The organism is Methanofollis ethanolicus (assembly GCF_001571385.1).
GTDB lineage: Archaea > Halobacteriota > Methanomicrobia > Methanomicrobiales > Methanofollaceae > Methanofollis > Methanofollis ethanolicus.
Map to the genome: position 1 here is coordinate 2,640,765 of NZ_BCNW01000001.1, position 17,425 is coordinate 2,658,189.

The window sequence follows — 17,425 nt, forward strand, 5'->3', positions numbered from 1 at the left end:
TGAGAGAAAAAGACATGAATACCATCAGGGCATCATACATAATGGGGTTTACATTGAAATTCAGAGTCCTTGTCAGCGACCCGCTGGCTGAAGAAGGCATTGAAATATTAAAGGAGACGTGCGACGTCGATGTCCGCACGAACCTGACCGAAGAGCAGTTGATCGAGGCGATCAAAGACTACGATGCAATTCTCGTGCGGAGCGGAACCGAGGTCACGGCAGCAGTGATCGAGGCCGGGACAAACCTGAAGTACATCGGGCGCGCAGGGGCCGGCGTCGACAATATCGATACCGAAGCAGCGACGCGCCGCGGCATCCCGGTTGCGAACGCTCCGATGGGCAACACCCTCGCGGCGACCGAGCACACGATTGCGATGATGCTCTCCCTTGCACGCAACATCCCGCAGGCAACCGCATCCCTGAAAAAGAAGGAGTGGAAGCGCTCGAAGTTCATGGGAGTCGAGGTGAACGAGAAGACTCTCGGCATCGTCGGTCTCGGTCGGATCGGCCGTGAGATCGCAAAGCGCGTCATCGCGATGGACATGAAGGTCGTCGGCTACGACCCCTTCATCACGAAGGAGAACGCGGCGCAGATGGGCGTCGAGTTGATGGGTATCGACGACCTGGTGAAGGTCGCGGACTTCATCACGGTGCACACGCCCCTGACGCCCGAGACGAAGCACCTGATCAATGCCGAGCGCATCGCCACGATGAAGGACGGCGTCAGGTTGATCAACTGCGCCCGCGGCGGCATCATCGATGAGAAAGCGATGTACGACGGGCTTGTATCCGGGAAGATCGCCGGCGCTGCCCTCGATGTCTTCGAGAGCGAACCTCCCTTCGAGTCGCCTCTCCTCACCCTCGACAGCGTGATCGTCACCCCGCACCTCGGGGCAAGCACGGTCGAGGCGCAGAAGAATGTGGCGGTCTCGGTCGCGAAGCAGTGCCTTGCCGTCTTTGCCGGCGAGCCTGCAAAGTACGCGGTGAATGTGCCGATGGTTCCGCCAGACCAGCAGGACCTGATGGAGCCCTTCGCCTACCTCGGGGAGAGGATGGGCAAGCTCGCCACCCAGCTCGTCGAGGGCAGGATCGGGGAGATCAACATCACGTACGGTGGCGACCTCGCCGGGAACCGCTTCACCAGGTACATCACCCGCGCCGTCCTCAAGGGGATTCTGGACCCGGTCCTCCGCGAGCCTGTGAACTTCGTCAACGCCGAATACGTGACGAAGGAGCGGGGCATCAAGGTGGCGGAGACGAAGACCGAGGCGTCCTCGGGATTCAAGAACCTGATCACCCTGACGGTGAAGACAGATGTGGGCGAAGAGACGGTCTCGGGTTCGGTCTTCTCGAAGGACAGGATCAGGATCACCTCCATCGGCGGCTACACGATGGACATGGTCCCCGAGGGCTCGGTCATTATCTCTCGCCACCTCGACAAGCCAGGCGTGATCGGCAGGGCTTCGACGATCCTGGGCGCTGCAGAGATCAACATCGCCGGTATGCAGGTGGGCAGGAAGAAGCCGGGCGAAGAGGCGATCATGGTCCTCAACGTCGACTCCGATGTCCCGGCGGCGGTCATGGACGAGATGCGCGCCAAGGTCGGGATCTTCTCCGCAAAGTTTGCAAAGCTCTGAAAGTGACCGGGAGGTGCATGCGCGGGGGCGGTTCGTCCCCGCTCTTCACCTTTCCAGACTATACCGGCTTCAACAAAGTTTATATCAAACCACATTCAATCTATAGAGAGTCGGATTATCCGGCGCACAAGGGCTCGTGGTCTAGCTGGCTATGACGTCGCCTTGACATGGCGGAGGTCCTGAGTTCGAATCTCAGCGGGCCCATACTTCTTTTCACAAGGTCGGAACGGATCGACCACGATTCTGATTTGGAATAAAATCTTCATGTACGATCACCATTGATACCAGATGCGTACTCTCCATTTCAAGGTGATATGATATTACTTGTTCAGATGAAAGGCAAATAGCCCGGACATATAGTACGGGATAAGGATTTAAAACGACAAATAATGATTTCTATTTGATCAAATTTGGAAAGTTCTCGATCTGTGGTGATCAGAACTGAAAACGTTCAAAAATGGAAAAATTCTACAAATTAAGATGTGATTATTTCATTTCTGCTCCTACACGGCATATGTTACCATAACCATTTCCATCATTAGTCACCCGGATACGGATGATGTTTGGGTATTTAAATGATATCGCGTATCTATCGATGTACCTTGCTGGCCAGGAATACTCTTTTGGATATATGTAATCATTTGGATTGAGAGAGACCTGATACCATAGTGTAGTTCGTTCATAAACAGTAACCTTCGAGACGTTGTTAAGATCTATCGAATCCCACGATGCCTCGACATAGCCATATCCTCCGATTACGGTGTGTGTGTCGGAGACATTGCCGAGCATATTCTGCAGTGATTCTGCTGATCCATCGCCACCAAGACTATAGTTGACAATATTGTCAAGCCAACGTGTACCTCCAACACAGATGGTGCCGGGGTACCATCCTTTTGACAGTCGATATGCCGAAACCCTCTGCATATCGATGATACTATTGTTTATGGAGAGGGTCAGAGAACCGACCGATGAGGGTACCGACGCGGTGTCCCATGTTATCTCCGCCCCATTCTCGTCTGGAACAGCGATCGATAGATTCCATCTCAGATCCTGGTTTTTCACCTTATGGGAGTACAGATCATCAAGATGCATCACTGTTTTGTCAATGCGTGGTGCGGCAGCGTAGGTGTCGTTACTTCCAGTCCCATTATCGACGCCGTTTTCATAATACCCGAAGTATATCGGTTCCAACTGGTTTTCTGCTGTGATTCCAACATTCCATGCTGCGGAGGCTGCTGCGGGCAGCATGATCATACAGATGAACAATGCGAGATATTTCATCTCACACCAGAAATGCGTCCGATTTTCTGATTTCAATTTATCTTCTCCGGTTCCAATTATTAGATGCTTGCAAATTATACAATAAATAGATTATGAGCAGATCGTTTAATAATAACATTTATATTGGTTTAAACATATCAGAATTACTATTAAGCCAATTAAACGGCTTTAATTGGACATCAATTCGGTATAGTGGATACTATCTATGGAGGAATTTCATTGATTCGAAAACAAGCGTTCTTGAGCATCTTTTTCGTGACCGCCATAGTGCTTGCAACGGTGCAGCCGTGCCTTGCGGCAGTTTTGGCATCTCCGAGGAGTTCTGAGAACAATGCATTTACTCTGCACCTGAATGCCGGGTGGAACCTTGTCTCAGTTCCCCTCATGGCATCGAACACTTCTGTCGAGGGCATCTTTGGTGAGGTTGAGACACGGGATGAACACCTCGTCCTGTTCTGGAACGGTAAAGAGTTCGTATCGGTTGATACAATCGAGCCTTTGACCGGTTATTTCGTCTATACCGATCATCCGCGCTCGATTGAGATCCAGGGTTCGAAGATCGTGGGCATAACAAAAGATCTGAAACCCGGTTGGAACATGATCGGGGGGTATGGGCCGACCGTTACCTTTGATCTCTCCGAGATCCCGAATCAGGTCACAGAGTGCCCCTCGCTCTCATTTGACAGCGGAAATTATGTGGAAACCCGGCTTCTCTCGCCGGGCAAAGGCGGATGGGTGTTTGTCGAGAATGAGACTGTCATCGACGAAGATATCCTGTCCAAACCGAGAATCGAGATAATTTCGCCAAGAGAAGACAATTATGCAAATGAAACAATTGTTCTTGCGGGTCATCTTGAAAATTCAGGTGCTGATGTGGTTCAGATCCACCATAATGGAAACGATTTCACTGCTCCCGTATCCAGTTCCAATTTCAGTGCCGAACTCGACCTTGCAGACGTCAATACCATCTCGATCTACGTTACCGAGAATGGTATTGTCTATTCTAAAGAGATCCTGCTCGACGGCGACCATCTCTGGGACGAAGATGAGAGAGAACTCGGCTTCGACCCCCTGAATCCCGATTCAGATTGTAGCAGAACCGAAGAGATCGAGGCAGAAAATGGGATCGCCGACGGCTATGAACTCCTGGATGGCAACCTGCCGGTCTTTGCGAAAGTGAAAGTCGGTGCGGATCCGTTTAATGCAGATACCGATGGGAACGGCCTTACCGATGAGTTCGAACTGACGAAACTGGGTATCATCCCCGGCGGCTCCTCGCAGCCTGCTCCCTCATTGTTGATGTCGGGCTCTGCGGCAGGTTCGTTCCGCGTCAGCAGCGGCACGACCGACGACCCCGATGGCGACGGCCTCTCGAACCTTCAGGAACAGACCTACGGGACCGATCCACTCAAAGCCGATTCAGACGACGACGGTCTTTCAGATGCGGAAGAGATCGAAAGCGGAACCGACCCGCTCTCTGCCGATTCAGACGACGACGGGCTCAGCGACGACTGCGAATTGAAACTCGGAACCAACCCGCGGAACGCCGACTCGAACGGCAACGGGATCCTGGACGGCGATGAGAACTACAATGCTCAGGGTTCATTTATAGAGAACACGCTTGATCTGACTGTTTTTGGCAAAGGATACGCGATCGGAAATGTCACGGTTTCTGAGGTGAATTACACCCATCTGATCAGCAACGAGATCCTCGTCAGCAAGGTCTATGATATCGCGTTCGGCCAGAACGTACGTTCCGGCGAGTTGAAGATCACATACAACCCTACACATGTGGATACCTCCGACAATCTCTCGATATATCGGTTTGATTCCGAGATCGGGACATTCGTGCCGGTTCAGTCGGTCGTCGATGCATCGAATACGGTTGTCTCCTGCAATGCAACAAATTCCTCGAAATATGCCGTCTTGCATTCACTGAGATGGGACGCCCTCTTTAAAGATCCCGGGGTTGAATCGCATGCAGCCCGGACAGCAGGCCTGAGCGGGTCTGGAGACACTCTCTCCGAAGAGGAATATCTCGACGAAGACCATTATTTCCCGGCTGTCGATGAGCGGCATCCAATTAAGACGCTTCAGGAAGTCGAACTTGTCGAAGGTATTGATTATGGCGTCATTCTATCTAACAAAACAATCGCATGGAACGAAACCGAGATCCTGTTTGAAACAGGAGACTTCGAAAGCACGGAGTGCGTCGGCTCTGAAGAGCCCATGACCCTCTCCCCAGATGAGGTGCGGTATCAGGCCGTTTCAAATGGCGATTTCTTCAAGGGTATGGCCGGATGGTCTCCGGGCAGCAGGGCGTACGACGACAGGGGAGATCGCGGCCATGAAATCGACACCAATGATGCGGATTGCGCCTCGCCACCCCACTGTTTGGGTATACGTTTGTGGAACAACGGTCGAGTACAGGATTATTATAACTATAGGGTGATGCATGCCAATGTCGACCTGACAGGTGTCGATACTCTTACGTTCAAATACAACTGTCTGCTTTTCGAGAAGGGGAATGGCCTTACAGAGGCGAGATTGAAGTTCCAGATCGATGACGACGAGAAATTCGTCTTTCCGTATTACACCGCATATCCCAAATCAGGTCAGATAGGGCAGTGGTATTCTCAGTCGATCGATGTCAGCGGGTACACCGGGATGCACACCATCTCGTTCACGGGGTATCTGTGGTATGGCTTCGGAGTGTCAAGCAGTAACGGATATTCTGACGTTCAGTTCCTCATCGATGATGTCAGTGCCTGGTCGGTGCAGGAACCGGCAGCACCGGATACAGCCAGCGTACGGTTCTTTGTCCGCGACTCGCAGACGAACGAAGGGGTTGAAGCGGCAGTGGTCTGCTGCAACAATGAGGTCAAGCGTACAGACTCAAGCGGGTATACAAACGACTTCTTCCTGAACGCCAACGGGGTCTATGGATACACGGTCGAAGATCATGGGTATAAGACCCATGAAGGTCTCATAAAGGTGACCCTCGGCGAGTCAAAGATCAACTATGTAGTAATCAACAAAGAATCAGCACCCACGGGAGGTATTCGTGTAACGTCAACCCCGAGTATGGCCAGCATCTCTGTTGATGGCATCTTCAGCGGCTGGACGAATGCGGAGATCCCCGATCTCCTGGCCGGCAGTCACACTGTCGAGGTCACGAAGGACGGGTATCGTCCGGCCTCCCGGACGGTGCATGTCTCCAGCGGCCAGACGACCAACGTCGCATTCGATCTGACCGCCGAGACGGGCACCCTCCTGGTGACGTCGTCGCCGCCCGGCGCCAGGGTCTTCATCGACGGCGCCGAGTACGGGACCACCTCGGAGACCACGGGCAGCCTCACTCTCTCGAATGTCAGGGTCGGCACCCGGCAGGTGAAAGTCCTCAAGGACGGCTATGCCCCGTTCACCGCCACCGTGACGATCGAGAAGGACCAGACGACCACCCTTTCCGCGACCCTGAACAACGACGACCTGGAAGGGGACGGCCTGCTCGACCACGACGAGACAAACGGCTTCATCGACGGCTTCGGCAACCACCACACCACCGATCCCGACCTCCTCGACACCGACGGCGACGGCCTCTCCGACGGCTACGAGGCCGGAGAGCCGGTCACCGAGAACGGCAAGACCTTCCGCAAGCAGAGGAGCGATCCGACGAAGGCGGATACCGATGGGGACGGACTCGACGACTACCTGGAGGATGCGATCGAGAGCGATCCGCTCTGTGCGGACACCGACGGCGACGGTCTCTCCGATTCGCTGGAGTGGGAGATCGGCACCGACCTCATGTCTGCCGACACCGACGAAGACGGCCATTCCGATTATGAAGAGTACAACGATCCCGACTACGATCCCCTCGTCTACGAGGAGCGCTACGGTCCTCTGGAGATGGGCCGCGAGTTCCTCCTCGGCGCAGTCCTCGGGGAGTGGGGTGCCGACGATCACGACAACATCTACTACCTGGGCGGGTGGATCGCAAGCGGGGTCATCGTCCTCGGCGATGTCAGGGACATCGCAACGACGATCTCGCGGGGAGACCTCGTCGGCACCGGCCTCAACCTCGCCGCACTGATCCCTGCTTACGGTGATGCGGCGAAGGTCGCGGTCGTCGTCGGGAAGTTTGTGGGGAAGCATCCGGAGCTCTTGAAGCCCGCGATGGTGCTGATGGTCGGCTTCGCACCGCATGCGGACGAGGCCGCGGAGACGATCAACGCTCTGCGAAAGGCCCACGGCGACGAGGCGATCGATCGGCTGCTGAAAGACGGAATCACCGAGGACGAACTGAAGGTAGTCGTAAAAAGCAACGGAAACCTAGTGAAGACGCTGGCGGTCATCAAGCGGGGAGATGGAACAGTCGTCTGGCTGGAGGAAGGGAAATTAGGTACGGCGAAGGATGCAGCAGAATGGGTTTATGATAAAGGAGGCAGTGGTTGGGCTCATATCGTGAATAATCACATTGATAACCCATCAGGGAATCAGTATGAATTAGCATTTGGCTCAGAATATAAGGACAAAAACAAGATAAAAGAATTGATAATAGACTGTGTTACAACAGGGAAACTAGATCCAAATGATCCTGTGGCATATTATAAAAAAATCAATGACAAAATGGCAGTCAAGATTATTATAGGGAGTAATGGATATCTTCGTACGGCATATCCACGAAAGATAGTAGAACTCCCAGAATGCATCCAGAAAATATTATAAAAGGTGGTGTCACTTATGGGAGAGTCAAAAGTGAAAGGAAAGATCCTAAGAAACGATCCGGTAACGTTTGATGAAGACAGAGTATATGATCAGATCGTCTTTATTGAACTCTCAAATGGTTCGATACTATACTTATTCGATCCAGATATGATAAGTACAGACAAGATGGTCGGTAAGGTCAAAACATTGGGAATACGAGCGTTTATTTCTCGTGTTGAAAAATTGTCAGCCCCAAAAAAAGGTGTTGAATCTCAATATCAATCATCTGATGATACAGTGCGTGCATCTAAGGAGCCAATCACTTTTTTTGGCGAAATCATCGATATCAACAAGAATGAACAAGATATTTTTGTTGATATTGGTGTGGATATTATTGTAGTGGATCTCTGTTGGGATGAAAGAGTTTTGTTTGGGGAATATAATAACGGCGATTATGTGAGTATCAAACCAGGTCGACTAGATTTATTTGCTGTATATGATGAATAATTGGCTCAGTGAGATCTAGTCCAAATTGTTCCCGAGTTCGATGACTGAAACAGACGTGAAAAATCTCATATTTGAAACTCTTCGAAACCCGTGCGTGTCTGAAATAAGTATGAAGAATAGCAACCTTCTACACTACCACGATATGGTTCCGCCAAACGGCAAGTACATCAGGGTTGTAACGAACCCTGAGGGGAAGATCATATCGGCATATATGGTGAATAAATTGCCATCGGTGTGATTTCCATGGAGTCAGAAAAGATTAATTTTTGGATTAAGGAGGGGCGTTTCCATCTCTCGTATGGTGCTGTATCTCTCACACGGAGAAAAAGTGGAATTGATCGAATCATGGATTTCTGTGACTATCTAATTGCGGCGATCCACCAGGAGTGCGTTCCAAAACTCCTTCGAGGAGAGACCTGCAAAATCGATCTCCTTGACGATCCTCACACCCTGACTTTTGTTCCCAAAGGGAACATGGTCACCATAATCTTTGAGACTGAGGTTACAGAGTGGTTTGAGCCCAGAAAAGAATTTACAGCCCCTCTGGAAGAATGGTTTCGAGTGGTGCAGGAGGTCACTCTAGACCTAATCCAGCAAATGCAGGCAGATAAAGAAGAAACGTATGTTATGATTCCGATATCAACACTCATCGAAGACTATCAGACTACCAAAAAACGTCTCCAGAATGCAGGATATCTTATAGAAAGTTAGATCCAGAGAATAAAAATTTTCATCCTTTTTCGTACGTTATTACGGCGCTCAGCTGAAAACTAAAATGCCAGGGGTGATGGGCTCCTCGATGGGGAGGAGTGGAACACCGTCGGGCCAGCATCTCTGTTGACGGCATTTTCAGCGGCTGGACGAATGCGGAGATCCCCGATCTCCTGGCCGGCAGCCACACCGTCGAGGTCACAAAGAACGGGTATCGTCCGGCCTCCAGGACGGTGCAGGTCTCCGAGGGTCAGACGACCGAGGTCTCGTTCGACCTCACCGCCGAGACGGGCACCCTCCAGGTGACGTCGTCGCCGCCCGGCGCACGGGTCTTCATCGACGGCGCCGAGTACGGGACCACCTCAGAGACCACGGGCAGTCTTACTCTCTCGAATGTCAGGGTCGGCAGCCGGCAGGTCAAGGTCCTCAAGGACGGCTACGCTCCCTTCACCGCCACCGTGACGATCGAAAAGGACCGGACGACCTCCCTCACCGCAACCCTGAACAACGACGACCTGGAAGGGGACGGGCTGCTCGACCACGACGAGACGAACGGGTTCCTCGACGGCTTCGGCAACCGCCACACAACCGATCCCGACCTCCTCGACACCGACGGCGACGGGCTTTCCGACGGCTACGAGGCTGGCCCCTCAATTATCATCGACGGCAAGACCTACCACAAGCAGCGCAGCGACCCGACGAAGGCGGATACCGATGGGGACGGGTTGGATGACTGGGATGAGGATTATTTAGGGACAGATCCACTAAATAGAGATACAGATTTTGATTCCATTATTGATGGTGTAGATGATGCTCCTTTAACACCGGTCTACATCTCTGTTCCTCTGAATAAGTTAATTGAAAAAAGAAACGCAACTTTGGGTTCAGTTTTTGGAGAAACTGGCATCACCGGTGGATCGATGAATTGGATAGTAGGAGATGATGTCGCATCTTCTCCTGCTTATTTCATAGGATGGATGGCATCGGGCTATTTTGCAGTAGGTGATCTCCGAGATACTCTTGAGGCGTTGTATCAAGGTGACACCGTAGGAGCGGGTTTAAACGCGCTCGGTATCGTCCCCCTTGCAGGAGATGGCGAACGATCGGCAAATGCCCTGAGAAAGGTTGTCACCAAATATCCTGGTAGGGCTGCGGATCTGGGACGATATCTCCTAAAACAGGATGTTGTTCAGAGGATTCCGAGCGAGTCTCTCCAGTTGTTTGTACTGGATCACTGCTTTGAAGGCGGTGCAACGGCGTTGCGAGGTCTCAATGTCCCGATGGCGCGGATACTCGAAGTCGGTAAGATCGATGGAATTCATCTGGCGCGGCATGCCGATGCACTGGAGATTGTTCGGGGATCTTCGCGGGTGCCTGATAGAGATGGAGATGTTGCGGAGATTATCGCTGAGGAGACTATATTGAAAACACTGTATCCGTCGTCTGCGTATTCTTTTTACTCCGATGTGGAGTTGAAAAATGTATACGGCAGAAAACTCGGTGAAATCGACACTGTTGTCGTGAGGGAGGATCATGTCGTAGCGATTGTACAGACAAAAATGGGTCGAACGGTAGCAGCAGCCAAGGATGCAAAGCGTCAAATCAACGATAACATTCGTGTTATTGACGACCGGTTCAGGTTTTATACTACGAACAAACCTGACCTTACACCCGCAAAGTTCAGGTTTGTTGAACTGGATACCATCACCGTAGGGCCAAAGGATAGCAGTGAGTTCGATCACGTCGTCGATTACACGAATCGCGAACTGCATGAGATTTACAAAACAATCAGGGGATGAAAAATCATGGGAATGAGTTTTGAAATTCAGAAGCCGGACGGCACGCGCAAGTACGTCACGATGATGAGTTATGGCTCGTTTAGTGACATTATCCGTGTCGGAAAGGCAGCAGGAGTCGATCTAGATGAATATGATCGGATTACGGACTATTCAGGATTAGAGGACGAATGGGTAATTCAACTGGAGGATGTTCGGAAAATTTTCCTCTTTTACCAAAATCTGCTGGACCTGATTGAAGAACTGGACCGAAAGGGTGTTAGCTTGCTGACCGAAACCGAAGAACAACGACGGAAACGAGAATTGGCAGGGATGCGCACAACTCCTCAAGATCGCTGGAAAAAGGTAATGTCGAGCCTTCGTGAACTGATCGATCTCTGCGAGAAGGCGATCAAGGTTGGAGGATCAATTATCATGATTATTTGAATGCTTTATTATTCCATCTAAAACGTGACTTTCATCAATGAACGGTATCGGTTTATTTCCACAGATAAACCTGACCTTACACCCGCACAGTTTAGAGTTGTTGAACTGGATACAGTTACCGTAGGTCCAAAAGACGGCAATGGGTTCGATCACGTCATCGATTACACGAATCGCGAACTGCATGAACTTTACAGAACAATCACAGGATGAGATATCATGGGAATGGACTTTGAAATCCAGAAGCCGAATGGTACTCGTGAGTACGTTACCATGATGAGTTATGGTTCATTTGGTGACATTAGTCGTGTAGGGAAGATTGCGGGACTCGATATGGATGAGTATGAGAGGATCACTGAATATTCTGGGTTAGAAGAAGAATGGGTGATTCAACAGGATGATGTTCAGAAAATCTTTCATTTTTATCGAGAACTGCTGGACCTGGTTGAGGAACTGGATCGAAAGGGCATTAGCTTGCTGACCGAAACGGAAGAGCAACGACAGAGGCGAGAGATGGATAGACTCGCTACAACTCCCAAAGATCGCTGGAATGGAGTAATATTGAGCCTTCATCAACTGATTGATCTCTGCGAAAAGACGATCAAGGTTGAAGGGTCAATTGTGATAATTATCTGAGGGCTCCTGTTCCTTTACCCGGTGAGAGTATATCGGGCTTATAACCTCCCCCAACAGGGCGATTGTATCGGCATATATGGTGAATAAATTGCCATCGGTGTGATTTCCATGGATTCAGAAAAAATTAATTTTTGGATTAAGGATGGAGAATTTCATCTTTCATATATGGGAACGTCTCTGACTCATGGTGAAAAGGGCAATATTAGAATTGATGAGATCTCGGATTTTTGCGACTATCTAATAGCGGCAATCAATCAGGAGTGCATCCCAAAACTCCTTCGAGGAGAGACCTGCAAGATCGATCTCCTTGACGATCCCCATACCCTGATTTTTGTCCCCAGGGGCGATATGGTCACCATCATCTTCGAGACCGAAGTTATAGAATGGTTTGAGCCCAGAAAAGAATTTACGGCCCCTCTGGAAGAATGGTTTCGAGTGGTGCAGGAGGTAACTCTAGACGTAATCCGGCAAATGCAGGCCGATACAGAAGCGTACTTTATGATTCCAGTATCAAAACTCATCGAAGATTATCAGACCTCCGAAAATCTACTCCAGAAAGCAGGATATCTTAAAGAGAGTTAGATCCCAAGGATATCGATTTCATCCATTTTTTCGCACGTTGTTGTGGCACTCCGCTGAAGACCAAATATCCCGACTACGATCCCCTCGTCTACGCGGAGCGCTACGGCCCCCTGGAAATGGGCCGCGAGTTCCTCCTCGGCGCCGTCCTCGGGGAGTGGGGCGCCGACGACCATGACAACATCTACTACCTGGGCGGGTGGATCGCAAGCGGGGTCATCGTCCTCGGCGACGTCAGGGACATCGCAACGACGATCTCGCGGGGCGACCTTGTCGGCACAGGCCTCAACCTCGCTGCGCTGATCCCGGGTTACGGGGACGCGGCGAAGGTCGCGGTCGTCGTCGGGAAATTCGTGGTGAAGCATCCACATCTGGCCAAACTTGCCGTGGGGTTGATGGCCGGAGTGACCAAGTACTCCGACGAGACGACCGAAGCGTTGACCGTGCTCAAGGCAAGTTACGGCGACGACGTTCTCAGTGTGCTCAGGACGCACGGAGCGACAGATTCAACACTCGTTCAACTCTACAAGAGAGATGTCAACCTCTTCCGTGTCGGGAAGATGCTCGAAAACGTCTGTGAAGGAGGATGGGCACCGACCAAAAAACTCACGGCTTCCGGAAACCTGGACAAACATTACACAGAGCACGTACTCGATCAATTCGAGTGGGGTGAGACCTTTACAAAATCGGTGTACCTCGATAAGGCAACAACCCTTGCCAACCGGAGAGACGGCAACGTCGAGTTGTATTACCAGATAGGCATCGGTACGCTGGTCGTCTATGATCGCAGTGTCGATGAATTCGTGAGCGTCACGAAAGAAGGGGTGATCACGACGTTCTTTAAACCGAGGATTGATCCTCACTACGTTGATGTAACAATCGCAAACAGGTTGATCAGATTGAACTAAGCATGTGGAGACGGAATTAAATGAATGATCTAAGGGAAAGACTCCTCGATAGAATAACAAGGAGTCTGCTCACCTATGAAAAAAGCATCAAAGAGACTGACGATCACTACGATGAACTAGGAGGAAGATATGACAGATACTCTGCCAGTGCGCCCTATTCATACAAGCACCTTATCCCTTTTTGGATACGTCTGCTCGAAGAGAACGGAGCCGACTGCGAAGGCTTTCGAAAAGAGTATGAGAGAATAACCAGAAAATTGGAAGCACTGGAGCGGAAAAGAGGGCGGGACTATCGTGAAAAATTACTCGATAGATTGAAAGACGATGTCGATTTTTATCCTGTGATGCTACATTCATTTGCCGAACTGGAACCATATGAACTTGAGATTCCAAATGATTTATCCACCCGTACTGCTATCGAAATATACCTGAGGGAATTAGAAAGAGACTATGATCTTACAGAGATGAAAGTGAAAGTTTCCACCCTCGATGAGGAATTAAAACGCAAATATCTGCAAAATATCGAGGAAATTCTTGAGAGTTATTTTGACGCAGAAGATCCGTACTCTCCTGAAAGTTTCTGGTGGAAACACCCCCTGAAACTCTTGAAAGAAAAGCAGGCGATGGAAAACAATTCCTGAATTCTTTTTTCCCGACATCTTCGGCAACCGCCACCGATCCCTACCTCCTTGACACGGAGTCACGACGCAAACCTTTTCAACGCCCCTCCTGAAAAAAAATCCTGGAGGGAAGAGACCATGCACAACAGCTGGGATCTCTCAGAGTGCGTGCGGAAAGCGGTTGCATTCAGAGACGAGAGGGGATTCAAGACGCTCAATGACCCGAAGAATCTGGCCGCCGCGATCTCTATCGAGGCGGCCGAGCTGGAGGAGATGTTCCTGTGGAAAGGGAGAGAGGAGTTCGGGGAGATCGACCGGGAAAGGATGTCAGATATCGCAGACGAACTTGCCGACATCGTGATCTATGCCCTGATCTTCACCCATGATGCGGAGATCGACCTCAGGGTGGCAGTCAATGCCAAGATTGAAAAAAACCGGGATAAATATCCTCTTCTGGAAAAATAAATTTCCACACTCCATCTTTCAGCCGGACAGACCATTCAGGCGTCTCCAGCCGCCCAGGGGTCCGGCCACTATCGAGCATCACCCTATCCCTCATATCAGATATAAACCCTGCAGCGCCGAACAATTAGATTTATACATCAGTACATATCACCTGAAATTATGTCCAGATCTGGGACAAAAATGATCAGAAACCAGATGAATGATAGAGACATGGGCAGAGATCGGAAACAGTCGTATGACGAGTTCGGTGAGGAGTTCGACCCCGAAGACTTCGGGGGCAAGAAAAGAAAGAGACGGTGAAGAGTATATCCCCGGACAACGGGCCTGAACCCCTGGCCCGACCCGGCCCCCGGGCCGGATCCCTCATATCTTTTTTCGCCGCGGCGCATGGTGCCGCTGTTACGTTCCCTTCTCCGCCGCACCCATTATATACTTCAATGCACAATTACATACAACGATGTATCTGATGAAACATACCTCGCTCCCCGCGGGGTGCAGACCCGCCACCCCGGCATCACCCTGGCGCTGGTGACCGCCGCACTCTTTTCATCTCCCGAGCACAGCCAGCCGAATATTACACAACCTCGATATCATGAAGTCACGCGACATTGCCATTGCAGGTATCCTGCTTGCCACCGGCGCGATCATGCGCTATATCTCCCTGGTGATCCCGGGCCCGATCGTCTCGAACCTGGTCATCGCCTTCTACTGCCTTGCGATCATCCTCATCGTCCCGGCCTTCGGCGAGGCCGTCGGTATCGGCGTCGTCGCCGGGATCGTCTGCGCTCTCGTCAGCCACTCGATCTTCCCGCCCGCAAACCTCATCTCAGAACCCATCGGTGCGGCCATCTGTCTCATCGCCTATACAGCGCTGAAAGGGCGGGTCGGCATGGCACCCGGCATCGCCACCCTCGTTGCGACCCTTGCCTCGGGGGCGACCTTCGTCATCGTTGCCGCCCTTGCCATCGCCCCGACGATCCTGACGAAGTTCCCCTCGATCGGGGCCTTCGTCCTGGTGACAGCACCGATCGTCGTCCTGACCGCGGTCGTGAATGCCGGAATCGCTCAGGCGCTCTTCATCCCCGCATCCCGCGCCCTCACACGGGGGAAAGACCTGTGATCCGGCTAGACGGCCTCACCTACACCTATCCGGGCGCAGACGCCCCGTCCCTGAAGGGCGTCGACCTCACGGTCGGGGCAGGCGAACTCGTCCTCCTCACCGGCCCGACCGGGGCCGGGAAGACCACGCTCTGCCGCGCCGCGGGCGGCGTCCTCGCCCACGGTTACGGCGGCACCATGGAGGGAACGGTCAGGATCGCAGGGAAGGACGCAGCTGACTACCAGGGTATGGAGGATGTCGCCTCTGTCGTCGGTATGACCTTCGACGATGCCGACGCCCAGCTCATCCTCTCCACCGTCGAAGAGGAGATCGGATCGGCCTGCGGAGAAGGGACGGACACCGCCGGGATCCTTCTAATGATGGGACTCCTCCACCTCAGGGAGAGGGCGCCGCACACCCTCTCCGGCGGGGAAAAACAGCGGGCCGTCCTCGGCGCGGCTATCGCAGGCGGAAGGCCCGTACTGATCCTTGACGAACCCGCGGCCGAACTCGACCCGGCCCATGCAGAACGAGTGGCCGGGATCCTTGCCGCCCTGAAGGAGAAGGGCACCGCGATCCTCCTTGCTGAGAACACGCCCGGCCCCTTCGCCGCGATCGCCGACCGCGTCGTCAGGCTCGAAGAGGGGCGGGTCACCGCCAGGGCAGGCCCGTCAGCGGTTCCGGCCGGGAGGCGGGCAGAGGCCGCACCGGCCGGAGAGCCCGCAATCAGGATCGCAGGCCTCGCCCACTCTTATGGCAGCGGTTTTTCCCTCGGCCCCATCGACCTTGTCGTCAGGGCAGGGGAGTGCGTGGCGATCACCGGCGAGAACGGGTCAGGGAAGACCACCCTGATCAGGCACCTGAACGGCCTCCTCCTCCCAGAGAAGGGAACGGTCGAGGTCTGCGACATGGACACGAAACAGCACCCGATCGCCACCCTCGCCCGGAAGGTCGGCCTCGTCTTCCAGAACCCGGACACCATGCTCTTCGAGGAGACGACAGAGCGCGAGGTCCTCTTCGGGGCGCGGAACACCGGCGTCCCCGACCCGGCAGGGGCGGTAAGGGCCGCCCTCGCCGCCGTCGGCCTCCTCGCGCGGAAGGACGCCTACCCCCGCCACCTCAGCCGCGGCGAAAGGCAGCGCCTCGCCGTCGCCTGCGTCCTTGCGATGGACCCGGCGGTGATCGTCCTCGACGAACCGACCACCGGGCTTGCGCCCGAGGAGGCGGGCATCGTCATGGACCACCTGCAGCGCCTCTGCAGGGAGGGGAAAGCCGTCGTCATGGTCACCCACGACCATGGACTTGCGGCGCGGTATGCCGGCCGGACCATCAGGATGGAAAAAGGACAGGTCGTCGAAGACACCACACACGGAGGGGAGACATGCAGGAGATCTTCCAGTACAGGAACGGCACAGGCGTCCTCCACCGCATGAACCCGGTCGCGAAGATCGGCGGCGTCGCGGCGGTCGTCATCCTCGCCGTCCTCACGAGCGACCCGCTCGTCCTCGGCGGCATGGTCCTTGGCCTCGCGGCTCTCGGAGTTGCTGCAGGCACAGGAAAAGACCTGGCGCAACAGGTCCCGCTCCTCATCTTCCTCGGCGGGTTCCTTGTCGCCGTCACCGTCCTCACCGTCCCGGAGATCGGCCTCTCCTTCGGCCTTGCCCTTGCCCTCCGCTTCTGCGCCATGGTCTTCGCCTTCCAGATCCTGGTGGCCACGACCATGCCGACCGCCCTTGTCAGGGCCCTGCGGAGGATCGGCTTTCCCGCGGACTACGCCCTGATGGCACTCGTCGCCCTGCGGTTCGTCCCCCACCTCCAGATCGAGGGGACGAAGATCAGTGAGGCGCAGGCGGCACGGGGTTTCTCGCCCGGGACAGGCGTCAGGGGCATGGTCAGGAAGGCCCTACCGGTGCTCGTGCCCCTCATCGCCAACGCCCTCGGGAAGGCCGAGGTGATCGGACTGACCATCGACCTGCGGAGGCTGCGGGAACACCTCTGATCCCGGACAGGTTGATATCAGGTGCGCCCCGAGACCTGCCCGGGATCGAGAGAATCGAGA

The 17,425-nt window shown here is 53.3% G+C and carries 16 protein-coding genes and 1 tRNA gene; 16 read left to right on the forward strand and 1 reads right to left on the reverse strand.

What is annotated here, in order from left to right; all coding sequences use genetic code 11:
• Positions 1 to 41: 41 nt before the first annotated feature.
• Both serA and MEFOE_RS12810 read left to right on the forward strand, forming a co-directional pair.
• Positions 42 to 1,637, forward strand: a complete 1,596-nt coding sequence (gene serA, locus MEFOE_RS12805) for a phosphoglycerate dehydrogenase (protein WP_083523473.1) — start codon at positions 42 to 44, stop codon at positions 1,635 to 1,637.
• A gap of 130 nt (positions 1,638 to 1,767) precedes the next feature.
• Positions 1,768 to 1,841 (forward strand) — tRNA-Val (locus MEFOE_RS12810).
• 282 nt (positions 1,842 to 2,123) lie between these two features.
• Here MEFOE_RS12810 and MEFOE_RS12815 read toward each other — a convergent pair.
• Positions 2,124 to 2,918, reverse strand: coding sequence for a hypothetical protein (locus MEFOE_RS12815; protein WP_160329550.1), 795 nt, complete (start codon positions 2,916 to 2,918; stop codon positions 2,124 to 2,126).
• A 219-nt stretch (positions 2,919 to 3,137) separates the two neighbouring features.
• On the opposite strand from MEFOE_RS12815, the gene MEFOE_RS12820 reads away from it, so the two are divergent.
• The 14 genes from MEFOE_RS12820 to MEFOE_RS12880 all read left to right on the forward strand — a co-directional run bounded on the left by MEFOE_RS12820 (position 3,138) and on the right by MEFOE_RS12880 (position 17,365).
• Complete coding sequence (locus MEFOE_RS12820; protein ID WP_153015979.1) at positions 3,138 to 7,643, forward strand: PEGA domain-containing protein; 4,506 nt, start codon at positions 3,138 to 3,140, stop codon at positions 7,641 to 7,643.
• A 30-nt stretch (positions 7,644 to 7,673) separates the two neighbouring features.
• The gene (locus MEFOE_RS12825) at positions 7,674 to 8,129 is read left to right on the forward strand and encodes a hypothetical protein (protein ID WP_153015980.1); all 456 of its coding nucleotides are present in this window, start codon (positions 7,674 to 7,676) and stop codon (positions 8,127 to 8,129) included.
• Positions 8,130 to 8,169: 40 nt separating this feature from the next.
• Entirely contained in the window at positions 8,170 to 8,367 is a 198-nt protein-coding gene (locus MEFOE_RS13880) for a hypothetical protein (RefSeq protein ID WP_153015981.1), read from the forward strand.
• Positions 8,368 to 8,372: 5 nt separating this feature from the next.
• Complete coding sequence (locus tag MEFOE_RS12830; protein ID WP_067052676.1) at positions 8,373 to 8,840, forward strand: hypothetical protein; 468 nt, start codon at positions 8,373 to 8,375, stop codon at positions 8,838 to 8,840.
• Positions 8,841 to 8,938: 98 nt separating this feature from the next.
• Positions 8,939 to 10,639, forward strand: coding sequence for a PEGA domain-containing protein (locus MEFOE_RS12835; RefSeq protein WP_067052678.1), 1,701 nt, complete (start codon positions 8,939 to 8,941; stop codon positions 10,637 to 10,639).
• A gap of 6 nt (positions 10,640 to 10,645) precedes the next feature.
• Positions 10,646 to 11,062: a hypothetical protein gene (locus MEFOE_RS12840; RefSeq protein WP_067052680.1), complete on the forward strand. Its 417-nt coding sequence runs from the start codon at positions 10,646 to 10,648 to the stop codon at positions 11,060 to 11,062.
• A 222-nt stretch (positions 11,063 to 11,284) separates the two neighbouring features.
• Positions 11,285 to 11,695 (forward strand): hypothetical protein, encoded by a 411-nt coding sequence (locus MEFOE_RS12845; protein WP_153015982.1) that lies wholly within the window; start codon positions 11,285 to 11,287, stop codon positions 11,693 to 11,695.
• A gap of 108 nt (positions 11,696 to 11,803) precedes the next feature.
• Positions 11,804 to 12,277, forward strand: a complete 474-nt coding sequence (locus tag MEFOE_RS12850) for a hypothetical protein (protein ID WP_067052685.1) — start codon at positions 11,804 to 11,806, stop codon at positions 12,275 to 12,277.
• A gap of 116 nt (positions 12,278 to 12,393) precedes the next feature.
• Entirely contained in the window at positions 12,394 to 13,182 is a 789-nt protein-coding gene (locus tag MEFOE_RS12855) for a hypothetical protein (protein WP_067052688.1), read from the forward strand.
• 20 nt (positions 13,183 to 13,202) lie between these two features.
• Positions 13,203 to 13,823: a hypothetical protein gene (locus MEFOE_RS12860; protein WP_067052690.1), complete on the forward strand. Its 621-nt coding sequence runs from the start codon at positions 13,203 to 13,205 to the stop codon at positions 13,821 to 13,823.
• A 117-nt stretch (positions 13,824 to 13,940) separates the two neighbouring features.
• Positions 13,941 to 14,267 carry a MazG-like family protein gene (locus tag MEFOE_RS12865; protein ID WP_067053338.1) on the forward strand — a complete coding sequence of 109 codons (327 nt, stop codon included), beginning with the start codon at positions 13,941 to 13,943 and terminating at the stop codon, positions 14,265 to 14,267.
• A 592-nt stretch (positions 14,268 to 14,859) separates the two neighbouring features.
• Complete coding sequence (locus MEFOE_RS14590; RefSeq protein WP_067052692.1) at positions 14,860 to 15,387, forward strand: hypothetical protein; 528 nt, start codon at positions 14,860 to 14,862, stop codon at positions 15,385 to 15,387.
• Positions 15,384 to 16,799 carry an ABC transporter ATP-binding protein gene (locus MEFOE_RS13885; RefSeq protein WP_067052693.1) on the forward strand — a complete coding sequence of 472 codons (1,416 nt, stop codon included), beginning with the start codon at positions 15,384 to 15,386 and terminating at the stop codon, positions 16,797 to 16,799. Before MEFOE_RS14590 ends, MEFOE_RS13885 begins: the two co-directional genes overlap by 4 nt.
• Positions 16,748 to 17,365, forward strand: a complete 618-nt coding sequence (locus MEFOE_RS12880; protein ID WP_067052695.1) for an energy-coupling factor transporter transmembrane component T family protein — start codon at positions 16,748 to 16,750, stop codon at positions 17,363 to 17,365. Before MEFOE_RS13885 ends, MEFOE_RS12880 begins: the two co-directional genes overlap by 52 nt.
• Positions 17,366 to 17,425 lie beyond the last annotated feature (60 nt).

Excerpts from the sequence above, each read along its gene's own strand:
- serA (WP_083523473.1), top strand. The coding sequence starts at position 42 with ATGGGGTTTACATTGAAATTCAGAGTCCTTGTCAGCGACCCGCTGGCT.
- MEFOE_RS12815 (WP_160329550.1), bottom strand. The coding sequence starts at position 2,918 with ATGAAATATCTCGCATTGTTCATCTGTATGATCATGCTGCCCGCAGCA.
- MEFOE_RS13880 (WP_153015981.1), top strand. The coding sequence starts at position 8,170 with ATGACTGAAACAGACGTGAAAAATCTCATATTTGAAACTCTTCGAAAC.
- MEFOE_RS12830 (WP_067052676.1), top strand. The coding sequence starts at position 8,373 with ATGGAGTCAGAAAAGATTAATTTTTGGATTAAGGAGGGGCGTTTCCAT.
- MEFOE_RS12840 (WP_067052680.1), top strand. The coding sequence starts at position 10,646 with ATGGGAATGAGTTTTGAAATTCAGAAGCCGGACGGCACGCGCAAGTAC.
- MEFOE_RS12845 (WP_153015982.1), top strand. The coding sequence starts at position 11,285 with ATGGACTTTGAAATCCAGAAGCCGAATGGTACTCGTGAGTACGTTACC.
- MEFOE_RS12850 (WP_067052685.1), top strand. The coding sequence starts at position 11,804 with ATGGATTCAGAAAAAATTAATTTTTGGATTAAGGATGGAGAATTTCAT.
- MEFOE_RS12855 (WP_067052688.1), top strand. The coding sequence starts at position 12,394 with ATGGGCCGCGAGTTCCTCCTCGGCGCCGTCCTCGGGGAGTGGGGCGCC.
- MEFOE_RS12860 (WP_067052690.1), top strand. The coding sequence starts at position 13,203 with ATGAATGATCTAAGGGAAAGACTCCTCGATAGAATAACAAGGAGTCTG.
- MEFOE_RS12865 (WP_067053338.1), top strand. The coding sequence starts at position 13,941 with ATGCACAACAGCTGGGATCTCTCAGAGTGCGTGCGGAAAGCGGTTGCA.
- MEFOE_RS14590 (WP_067052692.1), top strand. The coding sequence starts at position 14,860 with ATGAAGTCACGCGACATTGCCATTGCAGGTATCCTGCTTGCCACCGGC.
- MEFOE_RS12880 (WP_067052695.1), top strand. The coding sequence starts at position 16,748 with ATGCAGGAGATCTTCCAGTACAGGAACGGCACAGGCGTCCTCCACCGC.